The sequence below is a fragment of the Streptomyces sp. NPDC127595 genome, from assembly GCF_042671685.1.
Taxonomy (GTDB): domain Bacteria; phylum Actinomycetota; class Actinomycetes; order Streptomycetales; family Streptomycetaceae; genus Streptomyces.
Genome location: NZ_JBHXWK010000018.1, coordinates 64,463 through 88,447, shown reverse-complemented (window position 1 = coordinate 88,447; position 23,985 = coordinate 64,463). Strand labels below are relative to the sequence as shown.

The following is a 23,985-nucleotide window of genomic DNA, read 5'->3' as shown; positions in this document are numbered from 1 at the left end:
GCCGCGTATCGCGCGTCTATGAAGAGCCGGAGCGTCCGCCGGTGATGATCGGCGGCGGACTCGGCGAACTGGTCGGCGGAGAGGAGTGACACCGAGCGCGTTCCGAGGAACGCGGAACGCAGGCCCGGGGTCGCGAGGAAGGTCAGGAGCCCGGGGCGCCAGGACAGGCGAGGGTGGCAGCACCGGGCCGGAGGCCTGTCCGGGGTTCAGGACGTCGCGGAAGGCCGAGGCTGGTCAGGCCGGCCGTGGCGGTCACCCGTGACAGGCGTCAGCAGGAAGAACCGCGCCGCGTGTCGTGACACCCCGACAGGAAGGTGCCGCCAGTTCGCGCCCCGAGGGACACCGGCTCGTGTCACTTGCGAATCGATGGTCAACATCGCCGCTCTTGTGCGTCTCGCAGAGCGTCACTTGAGGCATGCCTGCGAATGTAATCCGGACGCCGGGCCGACACCAGGCCTCTGAAGGAGCATCGGGCATGCTCCTAAAGGAGTACGGGGACCGGTTGCGCGACGTGGCCGACGCGTCGGTGACCGGGGGGTCACCTGCCCTTTCTCGCAGGCTCGATGAGCCGGGCGTCCACGGCCTTGTTGACGGCTTCGATACGTGAGGCCGCGCCGAGTCTCTCGAAGATGTTCCGTAGGTGTCGCTTCACCGTTGCCTCGGTGATGCCCAACTCATGGGCGATCTGGCGGTTACTCAGCGCGTCGGCGACATGGGTGAGGACCTCTCGTTCGCGAGGCGAGAGGGACTGCCCGGCTCCACGGAAGGCGGTTTCCGGAATCAGGCTGCCCTGGAGAGCCACCATGACCTGCGGGTTGGGGGCCACCGCACCGCGGATGGCGGACAGCAGCGATGCGCGGGGGGTGCTCTTGTGCAGATATCCGTGGGCGCCGCAGGCGAGCAACTCGTGGACGAGCGGCCCGTCGCCGTACATCGACAGCATCAGCACCCGCAGACGCGGGAAGCGCGCGGTCAGCTCACCGACCACGCTCGGCGCGTGGTGGCCGGGTATCTCCACATCGAGCAGCACGACATGGGCTCCGCTGCTCTGCACCAGGTCGCCGAGCCCCTCGGAGGTGTCGGCCTCGCCCACGACGCACAGGTCGTCCTCCGCGTCGAGGAGCTGGCAGAGGGCACCGCGCAACAGTGAGTGGTCGTCGACCGCGACGATGCGAATGGGCTCGCCCGCCCTCAACAGCCGTTGCTCATCAGCCGACCGCATGCCAGGCCTCGCCCATCGGTACCGAGAACTCTAGGGTCGTGCCGCGCCCGGGAGCACTCCTGATCTCCATCCGGCCGCCGAGTGACTGGATCCGTTCCGCCATGGAGGCGAGGCCGTTGCCAAACTTCCGCTCCGCGGGGAGACCTACTCCGTCATCGGTCACGGACGCCCGTAGTCGACGCGCGTCACTTCGCACGGAAAGGGTCACGCGGGAGGCCCGGGCATGCGCCAGGGCGTTGCGCAGACATTCACGCAGGACGAGGAAGACGTTGTCCCCGATGGCATCCGGCAGAGGTTCGTGGAAATCCTCGATCCGGATGTCCACGACGGTTTCCTCGATCGCCATGGCGGTGACGAAGGCGGACAGCGCCGTCTCCAGAGAACCGACGCAGCGCACGCTGGTACGCAGTTCGGTCACGATGTCCCTGGTGCCGTGCATCGTCTCCAGGATCGCCTGCTTCAGGCTGTCCAGCCGGGGGTCCGTCGCCGAGGAGACATTCCGGGCGAGTTCGTAGAGCTCCAACTGACGCAGGGCAAGGCTGGCCGCGCTGCCGATGCGGTCGTGAACCTCCCGCGCCATTGAGCTGCGGCTCTGCCTGGCGGCTTCCGGTGTGACGTCGAGCAGGGTCGGGGCGTACCCGCCTGCTCCTTCACGTCCGTCTCCTCCTTCTCCGCATTCTTCGAAACGGCACGTGATCGCCGTCTGGAGCATCGCCATCAGTCTCATCAGACTCCGGCCGCTGTACGGGCGGCCTGTGAGGGGCGACCCCTCCAGGAACTCCGCCACAAGCTGGACCAGCAGGGACCCCGCATGCACGGCTTGGACCGGCACGGTTCCCTGAGTGATCCGAACTCTCCTCGCAAGACGCGGACGCTTCGGGGAACGCTGATCGCGCGCAGCCGCGGCATCGCTTTCCAGCGCGGAGCGGCACTCGGACAGGACTCCACGGGCCTGGTCACGGCAGGAATCCCAAGCTTCAGAATTGATCCCCAGCGGATTCCGCTGCTCGATGAGTCTGCTCCGATAGACATCGAGCAACTCAGGCTCACAGGCAAGTAATTCCGCGGCCAGCCTCGTGTCTTCGACGCGAGGATCTTTCCGTCGCTTTTCCCGTACCGACGTGTCGGACACGCCTCCCCCTCCCCCGATTCCCCTGGCCCGGCTCCCTCGTCGCCCGGACGATAAAAACAAGGAGAAAGGCCGGAGATTCGGCATGATCCTGCCGCACTGCCTAAAGAACGTCAAGCGACTCCATGCAAACCTCTCGCACCATTGAGCAGCCACACAAATCCACCGAAAGGAATCAGACAGCCACAGGCGTCCGATATATCGACTTCCGGTCGACACCGAAGACGTCCGAGTACAAACCGAATGACGAGTGAACGTAGCCGGACGCCGCGGCAAGGACTCCACGACTCCGTCGAAGCGTACGCAGGATTGCACCGGTAAATGATTTCCTCAATGACGGCGAGCTTTCACACGCCGCGACGCACAAGGCAATGGTTTCCGACCCGGCGCCCGGCCCGATCACCTACTGGGGCCGACGGGCGGCCCCGGCAATCCGGCCCGACGCCCCTCGGCCGGGCCGCGATCGCCTGCACTGACCCTGGACATCCACAGCGACTGTCTACAGCGGGATGATGATCAACAGTGCGACAAATGACGTAGTTGCGGCACATCTGTTCGTAGAACGGGCTGAAGATCGCTAGCTTCCTCTCAACCTTGTTCGCACCGGGAAGGACCTCTGTGAACGCATACCGTCGAAGAGCCACGGCCACTCTGGCCGCGGTCACACTCTCGATACCGCTCCTGATGGCCTCGACCTCGCCCGCTTCGGCTCACAAGGACGACCCGGGCAAGGACGCAGCCAAGCTCTCGAAGGCGCTCGTTCGTGAGGCGTCCGCCAAGGACGCCTACAAGTACCTCCAGAAGTTCCAGCAGTTAGCCGACTCGACGGGCGGCGATCGCGTCGCCGGCTCCGCGGGGCACGACGCGGCGGCGGCCTACGTGTACAAGCTGCTGCAGAAGGCCGGCTACCGCGTCTCGTACCAGCAGTTCGAGTTCGTCTACACGCAGACGCTGGCCGAGAAGGTCTCGGTCCTCTCCCCCACGCCGGGCGACGTCCAGATCAAGGCGCTGACGTACACCAAGTCGACGCCCGTGGGCGGCATCACGGCCGACCTGGCCGCGGTCCCCGTCGACGCCGACGGCACTACGGGCTGTGAGTCCGGCGACTACGCCGCCGGCGGCTTCACCGGCAGGATCGCCCTGATCAGGCGCGGCGGCTGCTCCTTCGCCGCCAAGCAGGAACAGGCCGCCGCCGCGGGCGCGGTCGGCGCCATCATCTACAACAACATCGACGCCGGGTACGGCCCGTTGGCAGGCACTCTCGGCGACCCGGCCGCCGCCAGGATCCCGACCGGCGGGATCAGCAAGGCGGACGGCGAGAAGCTCGCCGCGGACATCGCCCGGGGCCCGGTGAACATCTCCTTCGAGATCCGTCAGTTCCAGGAAGTGCGCTCCACGAACAACGTCATCGCCGAGACCCCGGGCGGCAACGCCGCCAACACCGTGATGCTCGGCGCGCAGTTGGACACGGTGCCGGGGAGTCCGGGCATCAATGACGACGGCTCCGGCTCCGCCGGGCTGCTCGACGTCGCCCTGAAGCTGGCCAAGAAGGAGAAGCACCCGCGCAACAAGGTGCGTTTCGCCTGGTGGTCGGCCACCGAAAGCGGCCTGGTCGGTTCCCAGAACTACGTCACGAACCTGACGCCGCTCGCGAAGCAGGAGATCAAGCTCTACCTCCACTTCGAGATGCTCGCCTCGCCGAACTACGGCCTGTTCGTGCTGGACGGGGACGGCTCGGACGGCGCCAACTCGCAGGACGTACCGCCGGGCTCGGCCCAACTCGAGCGCGGGATCACAGAGTTCCTCGACAATCGGGGCCTCTCGCACGAGGGCACGCCGTTCGTCAGTCGCTTCGACTACGGCCCCTTCGTCGACGCCGGCATCGCCTCCGGCGGTACGTTCAGCGGCGCTGAGGCGATCAAGACCCCTGCCCAGGCCGCGAAGTTCGGGGGTACGGCGGGTGTCGCCTTCGACGTCAACTACCAGAAGGCCGACGACACCATCGAGCACATCAACATGAAGGCGTTCGACATAAACACCGACGTCATCGCCAACTCGGTGGGCACGTACGCGCACGACCTCAGCTCCGTGACGGGGCCGGCCGTCTCGGCGCAGACGGACAGCGGCCGCGCGGGCGCCGGCGCAACGGCCACGAAGTGACCGAGTAGTCCCACTCACGTCCCCCGAGGTCGGCGTCCCGGTCGACGGGCCCGGCCTCGGGGGTCAGCGACACCCTCCCCGAGCTGTGTGTCACAACTGCCCGCCACGGTCGGCGCAGTTTGCGCGTGCGCAGGTCGGGGACGCGGACAGCGCGCTCGCGGTGACCGGGGCGTGGACCGACGGACGCGCGGACCACCCCGCAGCACGGACATCCCGGCATACCCGTCCGTCACCTCGCCGGACCTCGTCCACCAGCCGACCTGGCCGAAATCATCCGGCTCTGCGGGGCCACGACCGTGAAGCGAGCGGCGCCACGGACGGAGCGAGGACCCACCGGGCGGGGCAGGTTTCCAGCACCACCCGCCGCTGTATGTACGCAATATGTCCGCAGTGTTGCCCACCATGAATTCGCCTTGATCCTCCTTCCCCTCCCTCATCCGCCGGTGGCAGGATTCACTGCGCCCCCCGAGCGGAAATGGGGGAACTCCGGGGGACGAGAGCCCTGCTGGTGGACCGCTACGAGTCCCACACGTTCGACCTGCTTCCATCCTTAGCAGGAGTGAACGATGGAGAGCGACTGTTCCCCCGGTGGCAACTCGCGCCAATGGAGCGGTCCGGCGCCGTCGACGCCGGAGCCTCGGTCCGGGATCCGGTGGCGTCGCTATCCCATCGCGTGGAGTGTATTCGCCGAATTCCACAGGGATTCGACGCCGTCCGCTCCACTGACTGAAGGCCTCCGGGACTTTCCGGAAAACCTCAGGGACGGCAAGTACTGCCAACAGCGCCGCAATAACCCCTGGCACATGCCCGAGTGCCTCATTGAAGTGTGCAATTCCATCCGGATTCCACAGCGCCCGAATGCCGTCGCCCACGGCGCAACTCCCGTGCGGGAAGCTCAGCCCGCCGCGGCAAGCACCAGGGGAAGGACCTCCCCGCCGCCTGCCCGGCGGAGCAGCCGGGCAGCGACTGCGAGGGTCCAGCCTGAGTCGGTGTAGTCGTCCACGAGCAGCACCGGGCCCTGCGAGCCGGCCAGGGAAGCCGCCAGCTCCTCCGGGACGGTGAAGGCGTCGGACAGCGCCCTGAGACGTTGGGCGGAGTTGCTGCGGCGTACCACGTGCGCGTCGCTCGGCCCGCTATACGTCAGGGCGCCCAGGAACGGAAGGCGGCCGACGGTCGCGATCCCCTGTGCGAGGGAACCGACCAGCTGCGGACGGGACAGGGACGGCACAGCGACGACTCCGATCGGCCGGGCCGTGGCATCCGACGTGTTGGACGCCCAGCCCCCCGGAGAGCGCGCCCAGTCGGCAAGGACCGCGACCGCGGCCCGCAGGACATCGTCGGGGACCGGTCCGTCCGGCGCGCTCTCGGCCAGCAGCGGGCGCAGCCGGTTGCCCCAGCCGATGTCCGAGAGCCTCCCCAGGGCACGCCCGGTGGAGCACTGCTCCTTGGCCGGGATGCGCCCCTTGAGGTCGATACCCAGTGCGGGCATCCCCGTCGGCCACATCCGGCGCGGCTCAACCTCCACCCCGGGGCGGTCCAGTTCCTTCGTCGCTCCTGTCAGCGTCTCCGCCGAAACGGAGGAATCGACCCAGGCTCCCGCGCAGTTGTCGCAACGGCCGCACGGGATCGCGCCCTCGTCGTCGAGTTGTCGGCGAAGGAACTCCATCCGGCACTGGGACGTGCTCACGTAGTCGCGCATGGCCTGCTGCTCGGCCGCCCGCTGCTTGGCCACCCAGGCGTACCGCTCGGCGTCGTACACCCAGTCGGCTCCCGTGGCGGTCCAGCCGCCCTTCACCCGCTTCACCGCGCCGTCGACATCCAGGACCTTCAGCATCGACTCCAGGCGGCTGCGCCGAAGATCCACGGCCGCCTCCAGGGCCGGCACGGACAGTGGCCGTCCCGCGTCGGCAAGGGCCGAGAGGGTCTGCCGGACCTGCGCCTCGGGCGGGAAGGCCGTATCGGCGAAGTAGCGCCAGATGGCTTCGTCCTCCCGCCCCGGCAGCAGCAGCACATCGGCGTGGGCCACGCCACGACCCGCACGTCCGACCTGCTGGTAGTACGCGATCGGCGAGGACGGCGAACCAAGGTGCACCACGAACCCGAGGTCCGGCTTGTCGTAGCCCATACCCAGCGCCGATGTCGCGACCAGCGCCTTGACCCGGTTCTCCTGGAGGTCGACCTCGGCCTGCAGCCGGTCGGCGTTCTCCGTCTTCCCCGTGTACGACGCCACGCGGAAGTCGCGCTGACGCAGGAAGGCGGTGGCTTCCTCGGCCGCGGCGACGGTGAGGGTGTAGATGATCCCGGACCCCGGCAGCTCGTCCAGGTGCTCGGCGAGCCAGGCCAGACGGTGTGCGGCGTCCGGCAGCTTGACCACACCCAGGCGCAGGCTCTCCCTCTCCAGCGGGCCGCGCAGCACTAGGGCCTCACCGGCGCCCGTACCCAGCTGCTCGGCCACATCAGCGGTGACCCGTTCGTTGGCGGTCGCGGTGGTGGCCAGCACCGGCACGCCGGCGGGCAGCTCGGCCAGCATCGCGCGCAGCCTGCGGTAGTCGGGGCGGAAGTCGTGGCCCCAGTCCGAAATGCAGTGCGCCTCGTCGACCACGAGCAGTCCGGTCGTGGCCGCGAGCTTGGGCAGCACCTGATCGCGGAAATCAACAGAGTTGAGACGCTCAGGACTGACGAGGAGAACGTCGGTCTCGCCGCGCTCGACCTCCCCGTAGATGGTGTCCCACTCCTCCGGGTTGGCCGAGTTGATCGTGCGTGCCTGGATCCCGGCCCGCGCCGCCGACTCGACCTGGTTACGCATCAGTGCCAGCAACGGCGAGATGATCACCGTGGGTCCGGAGCCACGCCGCCGCAGCAGTGCGGTGGCCACGAAGTACACCGCCGACTTGCCCCAGCCGGTGCGCTGCACCACCAGCGCACGCCGACGCTCCTCCACCAGGGCCGCCACCGCCTGCCACTGGTCCTCCCGCAGCCGCGCCGACCCCCCGGGGCCACCCACCAGCTCGGCGAGGATGGCATCGGCTTCTGCGCGGAGCTCCAGGTTGTCCATGCCCCCCATGCAACCCGATGGCACTGACAATCGGCGAACTCACCCAGCGTGACACCTGGCTCGCAGGCCGGGCAGTCCCGCATTACTTACGGTTGCTTACGGTTACTTCCGGACGCTGTGGCGGAAACCGGCTGGACACTCACCCCGGCCGCGCGCATGCTTCGACGAGCTGGTGCGCCGGGGGTGTTGCCGCTGGTCCTCGCCATGCAAGCGTGGCTCTTGTGTCGCTGCCAAGAACAGTGGGCAGGGATATACGCGACCTATCGCCGGAATACGGTCGGTGGCCCCAATTGCTCGTTGCCGCATCCCAGTTCGACAGGAAGAATTGGGATCGCTCCCCGCATGCCTCATCGGTGGTCCGGTAGGGCTGTGCCGCGGCGCGCTCCCTCAAGTCCGACCCCCGCCCGCAGTGTGGGCGCGTAGCCGAAGGGAGGAACGTGACCTTCGGATTCGCTCCGTCCTCGGCGGCATCCATGTCGACGTCTGCCGATCTGTCCGCCGCTTCCGCCGACCCGCTGGCCCGAATGCTCGAACCCGCCGAATGGGCCTCTGCCGGGATTCCGCTGCTGCGCAACCCACGTGAGGTCGTCAGCGGACTGCACGCGCGGCACCGGCCACGGCCCGCGACCGCGATCGTGGCCGTCCTCGACCCGGACGAGCGGCTGACGGCAAGCGCCTCGTTCACCCGGCGGTCGGCTCCGGCCGACGGCTGGATGTTCCGCAACGCGCTGCTCGCGCAGCTGCGCCGGGTCATACCGCACGACCTGCGGCGTCGTACTCCGGTACGGACGGCGGTGCTGCTCTACTGCCGTGACGGCGACGCGCGTTGGACGGAGGAGGACGGGGCGTGGATGTGGGGGCTGCGGGACGCCTGCACGCTCCATGGGCTGCGCTGCGGGGCGTACATCACGCTGACGCGTGACGGCTGGCAGGTCCTCGGCGAGGGCCGCGGCGGACGCCGTCCGAACACGGACTCCGCCCCGGAGTCCTTCACGGCGACGGAGGCACTGCCACCCCTGCCGCGCACCGGCGGCGCCGCCTCGGAGATACTGCGCCGGGCAGCCGCCCGCTGAGACCGGGACAGCCACACACCGAGACCCGGGACAGCCGCCCCCCGACGTCCGGCCGAGCAGGGGCGTGACTTCCCCCTCCCGCCGCCTACCGACGTCGGTCCAACCCGGGGCGAAAGACCTCCCCAGCGCGCCGGCAGCCGACGGCCGTCCAAACAAGGGCAAACGAACTCCCCTGCCCGCCGCCTACCGACGTCCGTCAAACCCGGGTGAATGACCTCCCCAGCGCGCCGGCAGCCGACGGCCGACGGCCGACCAAACAAGGGCTAACGAACTCCCCTGCCCGCCGCCTACCCACTTCCGTCCAACCCGGGGCGAGAGACCTCCCCAGCGCGCCGGCAGCGGCGTACGGCAAGGCATGCACAAGGAAGACCCGGCAGAACCGGCCGAGATGGGACGACGTCCCGAAACACATCTCAAAAACAGGCCCCGCAGAGGCGCACAGCGATCATCGGCGCACGTCAGGATGACCACCGGACAGGTGCCGCCGCAGCGGCACCCTCAGCGTCCCCCCGAGCGGGTGTCCCCCGAGCGAGCCCCGGACGGCGTCCGGAGCGTGCTCAGACCCCCGCGCCCAGCGCCGAGTTGATCGTCTGCGGGTCACCGCAGACGATCAGCAGGGCACCGGCCCGGCCGAGGGCCAGGGGCAGCGCGGTGGTGGCGACAGTGTCGGAACCGCCGTTGACGGCGACCACGACCACGGGACGGGACGCGGCCCGGCCCACGGCTGAGGCGTCGGCGTAGAAGACGTCGTCGCCCGCGTCGTGCTGCGCCCAGTATGCGGTCTCGCCGAAGGAGAGTTCGTGCGCGGCCCACGGGTGCGGTTCGCCGGTGGTGATCACCAGCACCTCCCCGGGGGCACGGCCCGACTCCAACAGCAGGTCGACGGCTTCTTCGGCGGCGTCCAGCGCGCCCTCGGCCGAGGCCGGGATGAGCTGGATCTGCGGGGTGGCGGCGGCAGCGGGAGCAGCCGCCGGGGCGGACGGCCCCGGAGCGGCCACTACCGGCTCGCGCGGGGTGCGTTGGGCCGGCATCGGCCGGACAGGACCCGGACGGCCGGGACGCGGCGGAGCCGCGGGACGGGGGCCGGGTACAGGACGGGGGGTCGGCGCTGTGCGGCCACTGGCCGGAGTAGCGCGGGGACCCTGGGCACTCTCGTGAATCTGAGGCTCCTCGGGAATGAGAGGCATGAGCTGATATCTATCAAACGCCGGTGCGACTCGCGTCGGCGGGTGGCACATTAGTGCGAGCGGAATCGTCAGAAATCGAAGCCGAGCTGGCCCTCGATCTCCGGAACGCTTCCGTCCGCCCAGCTGCGAACCTTCTTGAGGTGCCGCCACTGGGGCAGCGCATCAAGATACGCCCACGACAGCCGGTGGTACGGGGTGGGGCCCCGATCCTCCAGCGCGGCCTTGTGCACCGGAGACGGATACCCGGCGTTGGCCGCAAAACCGAAGTCTGCATGGTCGATACCCAGTTCGGCCATCATTTTGTCGCGCTGAACCTTGGCGATCACCGAGGCCGCCGCGACGGACACGCAGGACTGGTCGCCCTTGATCACCGTACGAACCCGCCAGGGCGAGCCGAGGTAGTCGTGCTTCCCGTCGAGGATGACCGCGTCCGGCCGTACCGGAAGCGCTTCCAGTGCGCGTACGGCGGCGAGCCGCTGGGCGGCCGTCATCCCCAGCTGGTCGATCTCCTCCGGAGAGGCATGACCGAGGCCGTACGACGTCACCCACTTCTCCAACTCGCCGGCGAGCGCCGTACGGCGCTTGACGGTCAGGAGTTTGGAGTCGGTGAGTCCCTCGGGAGGACGGCGCAGACCCGTGACGGCGGCGCAGACGGTGACCGGGCCGGCCCAAGCACCGCGCCCCACCTCGTCGACACCGGCAATGATCTTCGCTCCGGTCGTGGCGCGGAGGGAGCGCTCGACGGTGTGGGTGGGAGGTTCGTACGGCATGGCGCACTCAGACTACGCCGCCCGAACCGCCTCGCGACACCCCAGTCCCCCGAGCGGCCACGGCCTCCCCGGCGAGGCCGGACGGACACCTTCCGCAAGACGGGACGAAGACCTGACGCGAGGCCGGACGGACACCTGGCGCAAGACCGGACGAAGACCCGGCGCGAGGCCGGACGGACACCTGAAACAACGCCGGTCGGACGCCTTCCGCAAACCCGGACGGACACCTGAAACAAAGCCGGTCGGACACCTCGCGCAAGACCGGTCGGACACCTCGCGCAAGGCCCACGAGCCCCCTCGCCCGACGCCCGTCAGACAACCGTCCGCCGCAGCAGCGGGACGACCAACTGGTCGATCATCTCCTCCAGATCCCGGTCGCTCCATTCGCTCGCGCACACCTTGGAGCGGTACATCATCATCGCCGGGATGGCATCGAAGACGTACGGATTCGCAGCGTCGGGCCGCACCTCGCCGCGCTCGATTCCCCGGTGGATGACCTCTCGTAGGATCTGCAGGGTCGGTTCGACGACCCCGCCGAGGATCACGGCATGGAAGCGCTCGGCCTGAGCGACATCGCACTCGTAAAGCACCGACCGAAGCGCGAACCCGGGCTGCGAGAACATCGCGTTACGCACACGCCGGCACAGTTCCAGCAGATCCTCCCGTACGCCCCCGAGGTCGGGCGCCTCCGTCAGGCTCGGCAGCCCGGCCTGGAGCGCGTCCGCGACAAGGTCCTCCTTGGAGGGCCAGCGCCGGTAGACGGCGGCCTTGCCGGTCTGAGCGCGCGCCGCGACGCCCTCCATCGTGAGGCCGTTCCAGCCGACCGTACTGAGCTGCTCCAGGGCGGCTTCGAGGATCGCCCGTTCGAGCACCGCACCGCGTCGACGCGGGGAGGCCGTCTGAGCGGGTGCGGCCGTCCAACGCGAAATGGTCATCTGAGTGTCTCCGTTGAGCATGAAGGAGGGGGACGTACGGGGAGGGAGAGCAGTCGCGTGACGCCACTCGGCAGAGACTTCAGTGAACGCTTGCGTTCACTGTCGGGGACTCACTACCGTTGACGCAACAGTGAACGCGAGCGTTCACTAACGCACTTGTGGGGGACCCATAGTGACAACCTCTCAGTTGATACAGGACGGCCCAAAACCAGGAGCGGCCCGCCGGGAGGGACATCCCGGCATCGCACTCACCGTCATCGCGGCCTGCCAACTCATGGTGGTACTCGACGCGACGATTGTGAACATCGCCCTCCCGCACATTCAAGACGCGCTCAACTTCAGTACGACCGACCTCACCTGGGTGGTCAGCGCGTACACCCTCACCTTCGGTGGCCTGCTGCTTCTCGGCGGGCGTGCGGGGGACATCCTCGGTCGGCGCCGGGTCTTCCTGACCGGCATCCTGCTCTTCACACTCGCCTCGCTGCTGGGCGGATTCGCCCAGGAACCCTGGCAGTTGCTGGCCGCGCGCGCTCTCCAAGGGGTCGGTGGCGCAATCGCGTCGCCCACCTCGCTGGCCCTCATCACCACGACGTTCCCCGAGGGCCCCGAGCGGAACCGGGCCTTCGGTGTCTTCGCCGCGGTCTCGGCCGGCGGCGGCGCCATCGGACTCCTCGCCGGCGGCATGCTCACCGAGTGGCTCGACTGGCGCTGGGTGCTCTTCGTCAACGTGCCCATCGGCGTCCTGATCGCCGTACTCACACCGCTGTACATCAGCGAGTCCGAACGTCATCCCGGGCGCTTCGACATCTCCGGCGCGCTCACCTCCACGCTCGGAATGGCCGCCCTGGTGTACGGGTTCATCCGCGCCGCCGAGGAAGGCTGGCGCGACAGCCTCACCATCGGGTCCTTCGGCGCCGCGGTGGTCCTGCTGTCGGCCTTCGTGTTCATCGAGATGCGGGCCAAGGAGCCGATCACTCCGCTGAAGATGTTCGCCGACCGCAACCGGTCGGGCACGTACGTGATCATGCTCAGCCTGGCGGCCGCCATGTTCGGCATGTTCTTCTTCATCGTCCTGTTCGTGCAGAACGTGCTGTCCTACACGCCGATCGAGGCAGGCCTCGCCTTCCTTCCGGTGACGTTCGCGATCGCGATCGGGGCGGGCCTGTCCCAGCGGTTCCTGCCGGTCCTGGGGCCCAAGCCGTTCATGATCGTCGGTTCGGCTCTCGTCGCACTCGGACTCGGCTGGCAGACCTTCATCAACCCCGACAGTTCGTACGTCGGTGGAGTGCTCGGCCCGATGCTGCTGTTCGCCTTCGGCATGGGGCTGAACTTCGTGACGTTGACCCTCACCGCGGTCTCCGGTGTCGCCGCCCACGAGGCCGGCGCGGCCTCGGGCCTGCTCAACACCACGCAGCAGGTGGGCGGCTCGCTCGGACTCTCCATCCTGACCACGGTCTTCGGCACGGCCAGCCGGAACGAGGCGGAGAAGCAGATCCCGGACTTCATGGCGAATGCCTCCGCCGAGCAGAAGGCCGAGTTCGCCAAGACACAGCAGCTGCCCGCCCCATGGGGACACGAGGTGCTCGCCAACGGCATCTCGACCGCCTTCATCCCGGCCGTCGCGATGGCCCTACTGGCGCTGGCCACCGCCGCGTTGGTGATCCGGGTCCGCAAGAGCGACCTGGACGCCCTCGCCGGTACGGCATCCACAGCGGGACCCGCCGGAGGCTGACGCGGGCTGCGAAGGCCGGACCGGGGCCAGGGGATCGAAGGCGAGGACACCCCGGTCCGGCCATCAGCAGCCGCAGCCGGCCCTACCCGTACCTGGCTCACCGGTACGTGAGGTCGTCACCCAGTCCGTAGCAGATACTCCCGTCCGCGTCCTTCGACACCGGCCGGTCACGGAGGATGTCCCGGGCACGCGCCTCGCCCCAACTGGTCGCGTACCAGGGTGCGTCGCCATCCTCCAGGTCGGCGGCGATGAACCGCAGCGCGCATGACCGCAGTGGCTCCTCCAGCGCGTCCAGGGCGGGTACGGCGTCGGCGGACAGCCCCTGCGCGTAAGCGAGGTCGAACTTGCCGGTGTCCTCGTACCGCTGGACGTTGCGCTCGGCGATCAGGCCGTCGGGCGACAGCAGCCCGAACGCGAGGACGACCGCGGCCGCACTCGCCGCGACCACACGCGGCAACCAGCGAGCACCCCATACCCCGGCCGCCATGATGAGAACGATGACCAGGCCCAGCCAGAGCTCCACGGCGACCACGGAGACCCTCAGCCGTGTCAGTCCATAGGCGTCCACATACATGTCCATACGCCGCACCGCCGATGCCACGACAACGAGCGCCAGCGCGCACAGAGTTCCCAGCACACCGCGCACCAGTTTCCGGTCGCCTCCGCCGTCGCGCGGCGCCCAGCGCAGGGCGAAGACGATGACGAGCAGGGTCAGGAGCGTGACGAGGAGCAGCTGCCAGAAGCCCTGGCGCGCGTATTCGGCGTACGTCTGGCCGGTCTTCTCCAGTACGGCGTCGTATCCGCCGAAGAGCACGGCGAGTTGGACCGCGTTGAAGGCCGCGAACAGGGCTGTGAGCACGACCAGCGGCAGCGCCCACTCGACCCGGCCGCGGGGCCGGCCCGCGGGCACCTCGACCCGGTCCCACTGGATCGGCGCGGCAGCCGTGTGGGCCACCGCGAGCGCGCCGACCAGGCCGAGCAGCAAAAGCAGGAGGCGCCAGGGTCCGCCGGAGACGGAGGTGTCCGGCACCAGATCACCGAGCAGATCCGCGAAGGCCGCGTCGGCGCCCGCGAACAGCGCCCCGAAGACCAGCAGCAGAACCGCGGTCACGGCGAGCGCGCGCAGTACCGCGCCCACGTTGCCGCGGGTACCACCGGACCGTTCGCGCAGCCCGCGCCAGCCCCAGGCAGGGCCGGTGACCAGGGAGTTGAGCACGCCGATGGGGCCCAGCAGGACTGCGGGCCAGGTGCGGCCGCCGTGCAGCGCCAACGAGCCCAGCGCGACCGCGGCGACGATGGCCAGGAACGAGGGCCAGCCGGCGTCGCGCAGAGCGGGTACGAACAGCAGCGCGATTCCGCCGAGCCCCCAGACGAGCGCCCACGCGCGCGGGCGTCGCCCCGCGGCCTCGGCGGCGAAGTACGCGGCGAGCGACGCCGGGATCGCGACCAACACGAGGTTGAGCGCCAGTCCGTCGCCCAGGAGCAGCATGCTGGCCAGTCCGGTGGCCAGCACGGCCCACAGGGTGGCCGTACGCACCGGGGCAGGTGCCTCCACCTGGAGTTCGGGCAGCCAGGGGACGGGCAGCGGATGGCCCCAGTCGGTGTCCTCGTCGTCCTCGGCCGCATCATCCTCGACGGTGGACTTTGCGACGGACCTGACGACGGGTTCAGGAGCGTCCTTGGAGGCGGCCTTGGGAGCGGCCTTGGACGCAGATTCCGGGACGGCGTCTTCAGGCTCGCGATTTACGGCCGCCCCGACGCTTTCCGGCACATCGGGCTCGCCATCTCCCGGCCGCGCGGTCTCCTGCTCCCTCGGTTCGGACGTGGACGGTATGTCGGACACGAAACCCCCTCCCTGCCGGCCCTGACACAGCCCACGACACGCCGCCTCGGCGGGGGGCTGGTGAGACTGGTGACCGGTGTCTTGTCGGCACGCGCCCGGCATGATCAACAGGCGGCGTGGCGGAAAGGGTAACCACGGGCCATCCGCTCCAGGTCGTGCCAGCGGCGCTGTAGCAAGCCTGTGACAGAGGCGACGGCTGGGGCTGCGGCCGCCAAAGGGGGCCAACGCGCCCCTGACGCCCAGTGCACCCCTGACGTGACCACCAGGGTCCCCAGTGCACCCTTGACGGGACCACCAGGGTCCCCGGGGCTCTCCGCAGCGGATCGTCTTCAGAGGCTCACGCGGCAGGCCGCACAGGCCCACGCAGCCGCACAGGCCCAGGCAGCCGCCCCGATCTCAGGGCCACACCCGTCAGGAGCCCCACGGACCGCCGCTACGCCCCGCGCGTCGTCCCGCGTCCGTACGCCGCCCCCGGCATCCAGTCCGGAAGGCCTTCCGTCCGCTCCAGCCACGCCCCGGGCGGCGCTCCCGCCTTCGCGGAGGCGACGACGCCGCCCACGATGGCGCAGGTCGTGTCCATGTCGCCGCCCACCTGGGCAGTCGCCCAGAAGGCTCCTTCGTAGTCACCCAGGGTCCTGGCCGCCGACCAGAGGGCGAAGGGAACCGTGTCGTGGGCCGTAGTACGCCGACCACAGCCGAGGACGGCGGCGACGGTGGCGGAGTCTGCGTAGTCGAGCATGTCCCGGGCGCGCCGCAGCCCGGCGCCGACGGCGCTGCGCGGGACGAGCGCGATGACGCCGTCGAGCAGGGCTTCGGGGCTCGGCGGACCGGCCGGGCCGGCGGCAAGGGCCGCGGCCGCCGCGACGGCCATGGCGCCGACCACGGCCTCCCGGTGCTGGTGTGTGGGGTACGCGGAGATCTCGGCCTGGTGCGTGGCCTGCTCCGGATCATCGGCGTACCAGGCACCCAGAGGAGCGATCCGCATCGCGGCGCCGTTGCCCCAGGACCCCTGCCCGTTGAAGAGGGCGGCCGACAGTTCACGCCAGTCGCCGCCCTCCCTGACCAGCCTCAGCAGCCGGTTGACCGCAGGCCCGTAGCCCCGGTCGAAGTCATGGTGCTCGGCGAAGGACCGGGCCAGCTCGTCCTGGTCGATGCGGTCATGGGTGGCCAGAACGGCCACCACGGAGCAGGCCATTTCGGTGTCGTCGGTCCATTGCCAGGGCCTGGGCGGCAGCTCACGGCGCTTCAGCAGCGGGTAGTTCGCGGGCACGAAGAACTGCGAGCCCAGCGCGTCCCCCACCGCGAGTCCACGCAGGCTCGCCATGGCACGGTCAAGGCGTCCGGGGAGAGAGGAGTCAGCGATCATCGCCCTGCCACTCTATCCGGTGATTCCGTACGGTTCCGGATCGCGCCAGCGTTCGAAGGGCCGGTCAATGGTGTATCTGCCGTCCTCGCCGAGGACGAGCATCCGCGTCTCGCCGTTCCCCGGGTTCGACAGCGATTCGAATTCCGCGACCGTCCAGTGGAACCAGCGCATGCAGAACAGCCGCATGGCGAGGCCGTGTGTCACCAGGAGCACGTTCGGAGGGTGGTCGGGCGCCTCGAAGCTCCGGTAGAGGCTCTCCAGGAACCCGCCGACCCGGTCGTACACATCGGCGCCGGACTCCCCCTGCGCGAACCGGTAGAAGAAGTGCCCGTACGCGTCCCGGTATGCCTTCTGAAGGCGTACGTCGTCACGGTCCTGCCAGTTGCCCCAGTCCTGCTCGCGCAGCCGCGGCTCCTCGCGCACCCGTACGAACTCCGGGTCCAGGTGAAAGGCGCGGAACGTCTCATGCGTGCGTCGGTATGGAGAGACGTAAACGCTTACCGTCTCGCTCCCGAACACCTCCCGCAGCCGTTTCCCGGTCTCTTCCGCCTGCCGCCAGCCCAGCTCGGTGAGCCCCAGGGCATGGTCGGGCTCGCGTTCGTACACGGTGTCATCGGCGTTGCCCACTGACTCGCCGTGCCGGACAAGGACGATGCGCCGTGGTCGAACCATGCCAAGACCCTAAATGGGGTGACCCCAGATCGAGCACTCGTACGGGCTCCATACGGCGTAGGTCACACAAGACCGGCACACATCGGGGTGCACGACAGGTGGCCCCGTCAGACCGTCCAGCCGGGCTCCAGCTCCACGATGTCGCCCGCGAGGGCGGACACGTCGGCCTCGGTCTGCGCGCGCAACGCGAGCCGTTCCACCCGTTCGGAGCGGTATTTGCCGTGCTCGGCGGCCGACTGCCACATGGAGAGGATCAGGAACTCATGGCCTGGCGCCTCGCCGAACAGGCCCCGCACCATGCCGGGCGAGCCCGCCATCGCCGGATTCCAGACCTTCTCCTGCATCAGCGCGAAGTGCTCGGCCCGTTCCTCGTGGATGCGCAGGTGGGCCACCCGCACCACGTCGGCGTCCGTAAAGCGCGGCTCGAATCCCGTCTTCACATCGAAACGGTGATCGAACAACTTGACCTGGGAATCCTTGAAGGTGCCCGACTGCGCCGCAGCGAGCCTGTCATGGGAGCGGGCCATGAAGGAGTCGTAGAAGGCACGGCTCTCCCAGAAGGCGAAAACGTGCGCGACGCCGGACCGCTCCCGGCTCCATCCTCCGCCCTGTCCCCGGAATCCCGGCTCGCCCAGAAGCCCCGCCCACTTTCGCTGCCCCCGCTCGAAACCGCGGCGGTCGACCACGGTGCAGCGAATCCACTTGACCAGCACCGCGCCATCGTAAGGCCACGGAACGTGGCGTTGGTCACGCTCCGGCGCAGGACATCCGCGCGAGCGCCCCGGCGCGCGTGGCACGATGGACAACCAGCCCTGATTTCGCAGCAGTTGAGTCGGGAAGCAGATGGGGAACGGGGAGGAGAGATCCGGTGAACGGTCTCAACAAAGGCATCCGCAAGGTCGAGCTCGCGGTGAAGTGGGACCCGAGTCCCGTAGGTGAGCCCTCGACCGATCTGGATATCGTCGCGGCGACGTACACGACGGACGACCCCGGAAAACCCACCTACGTAGTCCACTTCGACAGCCGCTCCCCGGACGGCACCATCTATCTGAACCGGGACAGCAAGGACGGCAAGGGCTTCGGCTGGGACGAGGTCATGACGCTGGAACTGAACCGCCTCGACAGGCGCTTCGCCCGCGTGGTGGTCGGCGTGCTCATCCAACAGCGCGGCGGCCACAAGACGTTCGTCGGCGTGGCGAACCCCGCGCTGCGCATGCGCGAGGGCTATACCGTCCTGGCCGAGGACCAGTTCGGCGGCGTCCTGGGGTCCACGGCGGCGACCGTCGGGGAGTTCGTGCGCGACGACTCCGGAGAGTGGACCTTCCACCCCGGCATCCGCGGCTACGACACGGACCCGGCGACCTTCGCCAAGGTGATGGGCAACCCCGAGGAATCCTGAGCGCTGAAGATCTGAAGCACGCGAAGGGCGGCACGGCTTGTGGCCGTACCGCCCTTCATTGCTTCAGACCTTCAGCGTTTCAGACCTTCAGCGTTTCAGACCTTCAGGCCTTCAACGCTGAGATCAGCTGCAACCGCTCGTCGAGCCGCAGCCCTCGCAGATGTAGCAGGAGCCGGCCCGCTGCATCTTCGTGCCGCAGGAGAAGCACAGGGGGGCGTCCGCCTGGATACCGAGCTGCATCTCCACCAGTTCGGCACTGGTGTGGACCTCCTGCGGGGCGGGCTTGACCGCCTCGACCGCGACCTCCGCCTTGGGGGCGGCGACCGCCTTCAGTTCCTGCGCACGGGGCGCCGACTGGGCGAGGCCCTCCACGTCCACGTCGTCGTCGGACGGCTCGTACGACCCGGTCTCCAGGTGACGCTGACGCTCGTCGATGGAGTGGATGCCGAGCGCGGAGCGCGTCTCGAAGGGCAGGAAGTCGAGCGCCAGGCGGCGGAAGATGTAGTCGACGATCGACTGCGCCATCCGCACGTCCGGGTCGTCCGTCATACCGGCCGGCTCGAAGCGCATGTTCGTGAACTTGGAGACGTACGTCTCCAGGGGCACGCCGTACTGCAGACCGACCGAGACGGCGATGGAGAAGGCGTCCATCATGCCGGCGAGGGTCGAACCCTGCTTCGACATTTTCAGGAAGACCTCGCCGAGACCGTCGTCCGGGTAGGAGTTGGCGGTCATGTAACCCTCGGCGCCACCCACCGTGAAGGAGGTGGTGATGCCGGGACGGCCCTTGGGGAGACGCTTGCGGACCGGGCGGTACTCGACGACCTTCTCGACCGCGGTACGGATGGTCTCCTCGGCCTTCGCCGTGACCTCGGACTTCTCCTTGTCCTTGGTCTTGGCGGAGAGGGGCTGGCCGACCTTGCAGTTGTCGCGGTAGATCGCGAGCGCCTTGACGCCCATCTTCCAGGCCTCGAAGTAGACCTCTTCGACGTCCTCGACGGTCGCCGTCTCCGGCAGGTTGACCGTCTTGGAGAGCGCGCCGGAGATCCACGGCTGGATCGCGGCCATCATGCGGACGTGGCCCATCGCGGAGATGGAGCGCTCGCCCATGGCGCAGTCGAACACCTCGTAGTGCTCGTGCTTGAGGCTCGGGGCGTCGATCACGTTGCCGTTCTCGGCGATGTGGGCGACGATCGCCTCGATCTGCTCCTCCTGGTAGCCCAGGCGGCGCAGGGCCTGCGGAACGGTGCCGTTGACGATCTGCATCGAGCCGCCGCCGACCAGCTTCTTGAACTTGACCAGCGCGAGGTCGGGCTCAAGACCGGTGGTGTCGCAGGACATCGCGAGACCGATGGTGCCGGTCGGGGCGATGACCGAGGCCTGCGCGTTGCGGAAGCCGTTCTTCTCACCGAGGTGCAGCACGTCCTGCCAGGCCTCCGTGGCGGCGGCCCAGATCGGACTGTCCAGGTCGTCCACGCGAGGCGCCACGGCGTTGGCGTCGGAGTGCTGCTTCATGACGCGCTGGTGCGGCTGCGCGTTGCGTGCGTAACCGTCGTACGGGCCGACGACCGCGGCGAGTTCGGCGGAACGCTTGTACGAGGTGCTGGTCATCAGCGAGGTGATGGCGCCGGCGAGGGAACGGCCGCCGTCGGAGTCGTACGCGTGGCCGGTCGCCATCAGGAGGGCGCCGAGGTTGGCGTAACCGATGCCCAGCTGGCGGAAGGCGCGGGTGTTCTCGCCGATCTTCTGGGTCGGGAAGTCCGCGAAGCAGATGGAGATGTCCATCGCGGTGATGACCAGCTCGACGACCTTCGAGAAGCGGTCGACGTCGAAGGACTGGTGTCCCTTGTCGTCGTCCTTCAGGAACTTCATCAGGTTCAGCGAGGCGAGGTTGCAGGACGTGTTGTCCAGGTGCATGTACTCGCTGCACGGGTTCGAGCCGTTGATCCGGCCGGACTCCGGGCAGGTGTGCCAGGCGTTGATGGTGTCGTCGTACTGGATGCCGGGATCGGCGCAGGCCCAGGCCGCCTCGGCCATCTTGCGGAAGAGCGACTTGGCGTCGACCTCCTCGATGACCTCGCCGGTCATGCGGGAGGTCAGGCCGAACTTGCCGCCCGCCTCGACCGCCTTCATGAACGTGTCGTTCACCCGGACCGAGTTGTTGGCGTTCTGGTACTGGACGGACGTGATGTCGTCGCCGCCCAGGTCCATGTCGAAGCCCGCGTCACGCAGCGCGCGGATCTTCTCCTCTTCCTTCACCTTGGTCTCGATGAAGCCCTCGATGTCGGGGTGGTCGACGTCGAGGATGACCATCTTGGCGGCGCGGCGCGTGGCGCCGCCCGACTTGATCGTTCCTGCGGAGGCGTCGGCACCGCGCATGAAGGAGACGGGACCCGAGGCGTTGCCGCCCGAGGAGAGCAGCTCCTTGGAGGAGCGGATACGGGAGAGGTTCAGGCCGGCGCCGGAGCCGCCCTTGAAGATCATGCCCTCTTCCTTGTACCAGTCGAGGATCGACTCCATGGAGTCGTCGACGGACAGGATGAAGCAGGCGGAGACCTGCTGGGGCTGCGGCGTGCCGACGTTGAACCACACCGGCGAGTTGAAGCTGAAGATCTGGTGCAGGAGGGCGTACGCCAGCTCGTGCTCGAAGATCTCGGCGTCGGCGGGCGAGGTGAAGTACTTGTAGTCCTCACCGGCCTTCCGGTACGTCTTCACGATGCGGTCGATGAGCTGCTTGAGGCTCACCTCGCGCTGCGGAGTGCCTACGGCACCGCGGAAGTACTTGCTGGTGACGATGTTGACCGCGTTCACCGACCACTGGTCGGGGAACTCGACGCCACGCTGCTCGAAATTGACCGAGCCGTCGCGCCAATTGGTCATGACGACGTCACGGCGCGCCCATTCCACCTCGTCGTACGGATGCACGCCGGGAGTGGTGTGGATGCGCTCGATGCGCAGTCCCTTGCTGGCAGCCTTGGTTCCCTTGGTGCGGGAACCTCGTGCCGGACCGCTCGCCGTCTCTGTCATGCCGCCTCCCTGTATCGGGCTAAAACGCCCAGAAGTGCCTGGTTCTTCCCGTGGCACGGTGTGTGTCTGAAATGCTGCGCGCGCCGCATACGCGGCCGCGCGCAACAGGTCTGTGGTCGCCGTCGGCGAGCCGACCGGAGTCGGCCTTTCCGTCAGTCGGCGGCGCTGGCGGGCACGGGGACCTGAACAGTCCCTCCGGACCCGCGGTCGCTTTCCGGGCGCTCCGCGGAGGCGTCTTCGTCGTCCGCCTCGTCCGCAGCGGGGCGCTGCCTCGTCTCTTCCCTGAGTTCCACGATGGCGGCCTCGAAGTCCTCGAGCGAGTCGAACGCCCGGTAGACGGACGCGAATCGCAGATAGGCGACGAGGTCGAGTTCCTGCAAGGGGCCGAGTATGGCCAGTCCCACGTCATGGGTGGTCAGTTCGGCACTTCCGGTGGCCCGCACCGCCTCCTCGACCCGCTGGCCGAGCTGGGCGAGTGCGTCCTCGGTGACAGGCCGCCCCTGGCAGGCCTTGCGGACGCCATTGATGACCTTGGTACGGCTGAAGGGTTCGGTCACGCCGGAGCGCTTGACCACCATCAGTGAGCACGTCTCCACGGTCGTGAAACGACGGGAGCAGTCGGGGCACTGGCGGCGCCTGCGGATCGACGTGCCGTCATCGGTCGTACGACTGTCGACGACGCGGCTGTCAGGGTGCCTGCAGAAGGGGCAGTGCATGGCTCCAACCCTCCTTCACAGCACGACTCATAGAGCTCTGGAGACCCCTTGGGCCCCTCGAAGCAGTCCCCAGCATAGGCGATGGCCGAGAGGTCGGAGACCCGGGGGACCACAACTTCTGGGCTGCTGTCGCAATCCAACCACTACATGTGGGGCTTGGCGCGTAAATTCACCGATGACGCGCGTGTCGCACACGTATTGGCATGTGCCGCACGGCCATACCGATTCCAGACACGCGGAGATAGCGTGGTCACCGCAGGAAAAAGGGGGGCGGTTCCCGGTCGGCGGGACACCGGGTGGCAGACTGGGCGACGGCCCAGTTCGACCGGCCCGACTGTCGCCCCGGCGGTGGAGGGTACAGCAATACGCCCCCTCGTCCGCCAGACGCAGCGTTAGCCATACACCCAGACACATGATCAGGACAGGTAATCCACACTTTTTCACTCGAACGTGTGTTTGGCGCAACCTTTCGAAAGCAACTACCGTTGTCCAGCAGGGAGACCATCGAGAGGGGCCGACGTGACCACCACCGCAGACAGTGCCACCATCACTGCCCAGGACCGCTCCCAGGGCCGACTCGAGCCGGTGCAAGCGATGAACGAAGCTGCGAATCATGAGGGGCCCAAGCGTTCTCTACCGGGCCGACCTCCAGGCATCCGGGCGGACAGCTCGGGCCTCACCGACCGGCAACGCCGGGTGATCGAGGTCATCAGGGACTCCGTGCAGCGGCGCGGCTACCCGCCGTCGATGCGCGAGATCGGGCAGGCCGTCGGCCTGTCCAGCACCTCCTCGGTCGCGCATCAGCTGATGGCACTGGAGCGCAAGGGCTTCCTGCGGCGCGACCCGCACCGCCCGCGTGCGTACGAGGTCCGGGGCTCCGACCAGTCCTCGGCGCAGCCCACGGACACGGCGGGCAAGCCTGCCGCGTCGTACGTCCCGCTCGTGGGCCGTATCGCCGCCGGTGGGCCGATCCTGGCCGAGGAATCGGTGGAGGACGTGTTCCCCCTCCCCCGCCAACTGGTCGGAGACGGCGAGCTGTTCGTCCTCAAGGTCGTCGGTGACTCGATGATCGAGGCCGCCATCTGCGACGGAGACTGGGTCACGGTCCGCCGCCAGCCTGTCGCGGAGAACGGCGACATCGTGGCCGCCATGCTCGAGGGCGAGGCCACGGTGAAGCGCTTCAAGCGCGAGGACGGACATGTGTGGCTCCTGCCGCACAACTCCGCGTACCAGCCGATCCCCGGCGACGAGGCGACCATCCTCGGCAAGGTCGTGGCAGTGCTGCGGCGGATCTAGCACCCTGCGCCGGGCGGCACCTTCCGCCCCGCCCTTGACCGGGCCCCGGAACCAACTGCGCCGGTTCCGGGGCCCTGTGCGTTTTCTGGCCGGGGGCCTTGAGAGGGTGGGTGTCCTTGCCGGGGCCTGGAGCGCCTGCTTTTTGTCGGGGCCTTGGGAGTGGGTGTACTGACCGGGGTCCTGGACTGACGGTCCTTGCCTGGGGGCTTGGGCGGTGGGTGTCCTGGCCGAGGGCGCTTGGGCTGTGCGCGCCCTGGACGGAGGCCTTTTAGCTGGTCATGGCGCGGGCGAGGGCGCCTCGGGGATGTGTCCCTACCGGCCGAGGGCTGGGGGCCTGCTGAGCGCTTCCTGCCGGAGCCGTGGGGCCTGGCGTCCGGTACCCCGGGGCATCGACAAGCCTGTG

17 protein-coding genes are annotated in these 23,985 nt (G+C 68.6%); 5 read left to right on the top strand and 12 right to left on the bottom strand.

Annotated elements, in window-relative coordinates:
• Positions 1-538 precede the first annotated feature (538 nt).
• A complete protein-coding gene (locus ACFVKT_RS37995) occupies positions 539-1,222 on the bottom strand; it encodes a LuxR C-terminal-related transcriptional regulator (protein ID WP_385740792.1) in 684 nt (227 codons plus the stop codon).
• Entirely contained in the window at positions 1,209-2,354 is a 1,146-nt protein-coding gene (locus ACFVKT_RS37990) for a sensor histidine kinase (RefSeq protein ID WP_385740789.1), read from the bottom strand. Before ACFVKT_RS37990 ends, ACFVKT_RS37995 begins: the two co-directional genes overlap by 14 nt.
• Before the next feature lie 615 nt (positions 2,355-2,969).
• Between ACFVKT_RS37990 and ACFVKT_RS37985 the strand changes: the two genes are divergently transcribed.
• Positions 2,970-4,511, top strand: coding sequence for a M28 family peptidase (locus ACFVKT_RS37985; protein ID WP_385740786.1), 1,542 nt, complete (start codon positions 2,970-2,972; stop codon positions 4,509-4,511).
• Between the two features lie 895 nt (positions 4,512-5,406).
• Here the strand turns inward: ACFVKT_RS37985 and ACFVKT_RS37980 are convergent.
• Positions 5,407-7,566 carry a RecQ family ATP-dependent DNA helicase gene (locus ACFVKT_RS37980; RefSeq protein ID WP_385740783.1) on the bottom strand — a complete coding sequence of 720 codons (2,160 nt, stop codon included), beginning with the start codon at positions 7,564-7,566 and terminating at the stop codon, positions 5,407-5,409.
• 437 nt (positions 7,567-8,003) lie between these two features.
• Here ACFVKT_RS37980 and ACFVKT_RS37975 point away from each other — a divergent pair, with 437 nt between their 5' ends.
• On the top strand, positions 8,004-8,639 hold the full coding sequence (locus tag ACFVKT_RS37975) for a hypothetical protein (RefSeq protein WP_385740781.1): 636 nt from the start codon (positions 8,004-8,006) through the stop codon (positions 8,637-8,639).
• Between the two features lie 557 nt (positions 8,640-9,196).
• On the opposite strand, the gene ACFVKT_RS37970 is transcribed toward ACFVKT_RS37975, so the two are convergent.
• The 3 genes from ACFVKT_RS37970 to ACFVKT_RS37960 all read right to left on the bottom strand — a co-directional run bounded on the left by ACFVKT_RS37970 (position 9,197) and on the right by ACFVKT_RS37960 (position 11,531).
• On the bottom strand, positions 9,197-9,826 hold the full coding sequence (locus ACFVKT_RS37970) for a hypothetical protein (RefSeq protein WP_385740778.1): 630 nt from the start codon (positions 9,824-9,826) through the stop codon (positions 9,197-9,199).
• Positions 9,827-9,894: 68 nt separating this feature from the next.
• Complete coding sequence (locus ACFVKT_RS37965) at positions 9,895-10,596, bottom strand: ribonuclease HII (RefSeq protein WP_385740775.1); 702 nt, start codon at positions 10,594-10,596, stop codon at positions 9,895-9,897.
• 311 nt (positions 10,597-10,907) lie between these two features.
• Positions 10,908-11,531 carry a TetR/AcrR family transcriptional regulator gene (locus ACFVKT_RS37960; RefSeq protein ID WP_385740772.1) on the bottom strand — a complete coding sequence of 208 codons (624 nt, stop codon included), beginning with the start codon at positions 11,529-11,531 and terminating at the stop codon, positions 10,908-10,910.
• Between the two features lie 172 nt (positions 11,532-11,703).
• Here ACFVKT_RS37960 and ACFVKT_RS37955 point away from each other — a divergent pair, with 172 nt between their 5' ends.
• Positions 11,704-13,263 carry an MFS transporter gene (locus ACFVKT_RS37955; protein ID WP_385740769.1) on the top strand — a complete coding sequence of 520 codons (1,560 nt, stop codon included), beginning with the start codon at positions 11,704-11,706 and terminating at the stop codon, positions 13,261-13,263.
• Between the two features lie 97 nt (positions 13,264-13,360).
• Here ACFVKT_RS37955 and ACFVKT_RS37950 read toward each other — a convergent pair whose 3' ends face one another.
• The 4 genes from ACFVKT_RS37950 to ACFVKT_RS37935 all read right to left on the bottom strand — a co-directional run bounded on the left by ACFVKT_RS37950 (position 13,361) and on the right by ACFVKT_RS37935 (position 17,857).
• Positions 13,361-15,106, bottom strand: coding sequence for a DUF4153 domain-containing protein (locus tag ACFVKT_RS37950; RefSeq protein ID WP_385740766.1), 1,746 nt, complete (start codon positions 15,104-15,106; stop codon positions 13,361-13,363).
• A 433-nt stretch (positions 15,107-15,539) separates the two neighbouring features.
• Positions 15,540-16,472 carry an ADP-ribosylglycohydrolase family protein gene (locus ACFVKT_RS37945; protein ID WP_385740763.1) on the bottom strand — a complete coding sequence of 311 codons (933 nt, stop codon included), beginning with the start codon at positions 16,470-16,472 and terminating at the stop codon, positions 15,540-15,542.
• A gap of 12 nt (positions 16,473-16,484) precedes the next feature.
• The gene (locus tag ACFVKT_RS37940; protein WP_385740760.1) at positions 16,485-17,144 is read right to left on the bottom strand and encodes a histidine phosphatase family protein; all 660 of its coding nucleotides are present in this window, start codon (positions 17,142-17,144) and stop codon (positions 16,485-16,487) included.
• Between the two features lie 107 nt (positions 17,145-17,251).
• Complete coding sequence (locus ACFVKT_RS37935) at positions 17,252-17,857, bottom strand: YdbC family protein (RefSeq protein ID WP_385740757.1); 606 nt, start codon at positions 17,855-17,857, stop codon at positions 17,252-17,254.
• A gap of 155 nt (positions 17,858-18,012) precedes the next feature.
• On the opposite strand from ACFVKT_RS37935, the gene ACFVKT_RS37930 reads away from it, so the two are divergent.
• Positions 18,013-18,543 (top strand): TerD family protein, encoded by a 531-nt coding sequence (locus ACFVKT_RS37930; protein ID WP_385740754.1) that lies wholly within the window; start codon positions 18,013-18,015, stop codon positions 18,541-18,543.
• A 123-nt stretch (positions 18,544-18,666) separates the two neighbouring features.
• On the opposite strand, the gene ACFVKT_RS37925 is transcribed toward ACFVKT_RS37930, so the two are convergent.
• A complete protein-coding gene (locus ACFVKT_RS37925; RefSeq protein WP_385740751.1) occupies positions 18,667-21,570 on the bottom strand; it encodes a vitamin B12-dependent ribonucleotide reductase in 2,904 nt (967 codons plus the stop codon).
• Positions 21,571-21,722: 152 nt separating this feature from the next.
• Entirely contained in the window at positions 21,723-22,286 is a 564-nt protein-coding gene (gene nrdR / locus ACFVKT_RS37920; protein ID WP_385740748.1) for a transcriptional regulator NrdR, read from the bottom strand.
• A gap of 519 nt (positions 22,287-22,805) precedes the next feature.
• Here nrdR and lexA point away from each other — a divergent pair.
• Complete coding sequence (gene lexA, locus ACFVKT_RS37915; RefSeq protein WP_365426069.1) at positions 22,806-23,582, top strand: transcriptional repressor LexA; 777 nt, start codon at positions 22,806-22,808, stop codon at positions 23,580-23,582.
• The last annotated feature ends 403 nt before the right edge of the window (positions 23,583-23,985 follow it).